The sequence below is a fragment of the Syntrophomonas zehnderi OL-4 genome (assembly GCF_000983115.1).
Taxonomy (GTDB): Bacteria; Bacillota; Syntrophomonadia; order Syntrophomonadales; family Syntrophomonadaceae; genus Syntrophomonas_B; species Syntrophomonas_B zehnderi.
Map to the genome: position 1 here is coordinate 122,042 of NZ_CGIH01000032.1, position 997 is coordinate 123,038.

1 protein-coding gene, 1 rRNA gene and 1 pseudogene are annotated in these 997 nt (G+C 41.4%); 1 reads left to right on the plus strand and 2 read right to left on the minus strand.

Annotated elements, in window-relative coordinates:
* Window positions 1-103: 103 nt before the first annotated feature.
* A 5S ribosomal RNA gene (rrf, locus tag AAV90_RS10155) occupies window positions 104-215 on the plus strand.
* A gap of 59 nt (window positions 216-274) precedes the next feature.
* Here rrf and AAV90_RS10160 read toward each other — a convergent pair.
* Together AAV90_RS10160 and AAV90_RS14930 are read right to left on the minus strand one after the other, a co-directional pair.
* Window positions 275-625 (minus strand): hypothetical protein, encoded by a 351-nt coding sequence (locus AAV90_RS10160; protein ID WP_046498545.1) that lies wholly within the window; start codon window positions 623-625, stop codon window positions 275-277.
* A 204-nt stretch (window positions 626-829) separates the two neighbouring features.
* A pseudogene (locus AAV90_RS14930) lies at window positions 830-997 on the minus strand (IS5/IS1182 family transposase); the annotation flags it as partial.

The following is a 997-nucleotide window of genomic DNA, read 5'->3' on the forward strand; positions in this document are numbered from 1 at the left end:
AGTCAGCCCTGCGGGCTTCTATTTTGCGACACTAGCTGCCAAACTGGCAGCGTTGCAATGGCGGTATCCGCCATTGAATGAAGTAAATAAAGAAATATGATTTCCTGGTGACAATGGCGGAGAGGCCACACCCGTTCCCATCCCGAACACGGCAGTTAAGCTCTCCTGCGCCGATGGTACTGCAGATTCTGTGGGAGAGTAGGACGTTGCCAGGAATTATTTTTTTCTGTTGTCAAGGGGACGGTTCTCTTGACACTTTTTTCCTCCTCCTAAATTAATTATTGTTAGGGTATTCCAACCACTTAATATACTTTGATATCCATCCATCGTATCCTTCACCTTGGGGTTGCTTAAAAAATAAGGGCCAATATATTAGAATACTGAATAGAATAAACCAAGCCAATCCTATAAGAATTCCGGCAATGACTGATTTATTGTTCTCAACTATAAAGCCTATATAAATCGAACTTAACATAATCCATGGTTTAAAAGTATCCCTACGATTCTTGATAATGAAAGAATGATTTTTGTTTTTGCGTTTCTCCAAGATATAAAAAGCAGGTAAAATGGTTACTATTGCAATAATAGCCAAGCTAATCAGATGAAACAACAATTCATTTGACATAAATCCCGAGCCTCCAATATTACTGATATTATATTGGTGGGAGCCTATTATTTAGTTATTTAAGGACAATATCCCCAACTGACACAGTTACTACCACAATCAGCGGCAGCACCTCCAATCACGCAGGCAACATTCACATTACAGATTCCTGCACATCTAAGGTTGTCAAGGGGACGGTTCGAGACCACTGAAAAAGTAACCCTTTTAAGCCGCCCTGGCGGCTACCCACAGCCCATCAGGTAGGTTAATCTGTAACCGACAGAATAAAAACCTCAAAATAAACGAAGATAACCCTTTTGAAGCGGATACCAGTTTGGCTATCCGCTTTAAGTTTACCGCCAGGGCTGTTAGTTTGGCCTGAATGCGGATGCT

Bases quoted from the DNA above. Each gene is read 5' to 3' on its own strand.
- AAV90_RS10160 (WP_046498545.1), bottom strand. From the start codon at position 625: ATGTCAAATGAATTGTTGTTTCATCTGATTAGCTTGGCTATTATTGCA.